Genomic DNA, 2,604 nt, shown 5'->3' on the forward strand with positions numbered 1-2,604 from the left:
ATCTTTGAATTGATTGTGTCAATTGCCTTAATGTTTGTCGGTGGCTTTGACATGTTAACGGATATGTTAATCTTTGTCATCTGGATTTTCTACACGTTAGTCCTAGTGGCGGTCATTAAGCTCCGTCGCGATGAGCCGGACTTGCCACGACCATACCGTGTGCCACTTTACCCTGTCATTCCAATTATTGCCATTTTGGGTGGGGTATTCATTATTGTCATGACATTGTTGACGCAGTTCCAATTGGCCATGAGCGGTGTGCTAGCCACATTAGTTGGGTTACCACTCTATTTCTACCGGAAACGGCATCAAAAATGAGATTAAGCAAAGCACCTGAGTTGTCAGGTGCTTTTTTGTTACACCCGACAACTCGGAACAAGCGTCAGGTTTGCTATAATGAAAGCAGTAGCCCATCGATTGAGATGTGCATTTGATAGAGGTAGATCATCATGACAAAAGTTAAATTTCATATTGCATCGCAAACCGAACTCGTCCTTGATCAAGACGCCCATGCTGGGGATGTGATTGATCTCACGGATGAACAAAATATTGATACAAGTATTGTCAACGGGAAAATTGCTGACATTTTAGAAGATAAATTAACGCAAGCACGGACAGAGTGGTTTAAACAACAAGAAAAGCAAGCTGCCGTTGAGCTGGAAAATCACTTGCAGGCGCAAAAACAGACTATGCAAGCTGAGTTAAACGAGAAGGCGCAACAAATTGTCGCGTTAGAGACCAAGTTGGACAATTTAATGCAGCAGAACGCCGCAGAATTGCAGTCTCAGCTCGTGCAAAAGGAGTTAGCTGTCCAAGACACCCTAGCTAAAAAAGACGCAGAAATCGCACAATTAGTGGCGAAAATCGACGCAGCCAAGCAACAAGGGCAAGCCGAATTGGAAACCGCATTGGTTAAAAAGGATGCAGCCGTGCAAGCCGAATTGGCAACGAAGGATAAGAAGCTGGCGGAATTGACGTCGCAGTTGGAATTGAAAGAACAAAAACAACAGTTAGAACTAACGAACGTGCAGAACCAATTTGAAGCGCAGTTAAAAGTCGCCCAAGAACAAATTGAATTCTATAAGGATTTTAAGGCACGGCAATCGACCAAGGAAATTGGCGAAAGTTTGGAACAATACGCAATGACCGAGTTTAGCAAGATTCGGTCTTATGCCTTTCCTAATGCCTATTTTGAAAAGGATAATACGTTATCGGAAACCAACTCTAAGGGTGACTTTATTTTCCGTGATTATCAAGATGGCTTGGAATTTATCAGCATCATGTTTGATATGAAAAACGAGGCCGATACGACGGCCACTAAGCATAAGAATGCTGACTTTTTCAAGGAGTTAGATAAAGATCGCCGCGAAAAGAAGACCGAGTATGCCGTGTTGGTATCAATGCTGGAAGCGGATAGTGACCTGTACAATACCGGTATTGTACAAGTGCCAAACTATGAGAAAATGTATGTTATTCGCCCGCAATTCTTTATTCAGTTCATCGGGGTGTTGCGTAATGCTGCTCTGAACACGGTTGCGTACAAGCAGGAACTCGCGCAAGTCCGTGAACAAAACATTGATATCACGCATTTTGAAAGTGATCTGACGAACTTCAAGAATGCTTTCGGTAAAAACTATCAAAGTGCCTCAAACAACTTTAAGAAGGCAATTGAAGAAATTGACAAGTCAATTGCGCGGATGGAGGCCGTTAAAAAAGCCCTCACGACATCAGAAAACCAACTTCGATTGGCGAACAACAAGTTGGAGGATGTCAGTGTCAAAAAGTTGACGAAAAATAATCCGACCATGAAAGCGAAGTTTGATGCGCTGTTAGGGGAGTAGTGAAGGATAAATTTTATTGACCAGTGAATTCAGTAAAAAGCAACGGTTTGTTGCTTTTTGTTTTGGCCTGTTTTGAGATAATTAGGCTATGAAATTGTATGAGTTAATTAAGCAAAAAAGAGAAGACAAAGGTTACACACAGGATGACGTCGCACGATTTTTGAATGTTACACGACAGGCTGTTCAAAATTGGGAGAAAAATAAGCGTGCGATTCCTAATGAATTATTAGCCGATTATTTTGGGTTTCTTGGTTTTAATGCACATGAAATATTATCCGTATTTGGCTTTATTGATAGCGGTAATTTAATGATCAAGACGATTGATTACTCGAAAGACGCTATTAAAAATTTTGCAATGACTGCTCAAAATACGACCTTAACCAACTATCCAACAGTTTATTTAGGGATCGGAAAACGAACAAATGAACATACCAAGCGGACTAAACAGCTAGTTTATGTAGGCGAGGCGAGGCGAGTGCGATTGTGCGTCGAACAATTGAACACTTGGGTGCACAGGAAGATAAGCTTAATGAGATTAAGGCTGTTTCCGACGAGCACAACGAATCATTACACATTATTGGGCATTCAAAATTCAATAAATCAGCGACATTAGAAATTGAACAAATGTTTATGGACTACTTGTTAGGTGATGACAAGTTTGAAAAAATTTATAATGGTCGTAACAATGGTTTATCTAATGATTTTTATCAACGAGAAGCCTATCGGTCTGGCATTTTTCCTGAAATATGGGAGCGGCTACGTC

The 2,604-nt window shown here is 41.0% G+C and carries 2 protein-coding genes and 2 pseudogenes; all 4 read left to right on the forward strand.

From position 1 onward, the window contains the following. Window positions 1-318: amino acid permease C-terminal domain-containing protein (locus tag ACW12G_RS07480; protein ID WP_455647662.1), on the forward strand; the 318-nt coding region annotated here is incomplete at its 5' end. A 131-nt stretch (window positions 319-449) separates the two neighbouring features. After that, complete coding sequence (locus ACW12G_RS07485) at window positions 450-1,841, forward strand: DUF2130 domain-containing protein (protein WP_048700858.1); 1,392 nt, start codon at window positions 450-452, stop codon at window positions 1,839-1,841. A gap of 88 nt (window positions 1,842-1,929) precedes the next feature. Beyond that, window positions 1,930-2,082 (forward strand): annotated as a pseudogene (locus ACW12G_RS07490) (helix-turn-helix transcriptional regulator); the annotation flags it as partial. Window positions 2,083-2,324: 242 nt separating this feature from the next. Then, window positions 2,325-2,604: pseudogene (locus ACW12G_RS07495) on the forward strand (DNA/RNA helicase domain-containing protein); the annotation flags it as partial.

It is taken from the genome of Leuconostoc sp. (assembly GCF_965300815.1).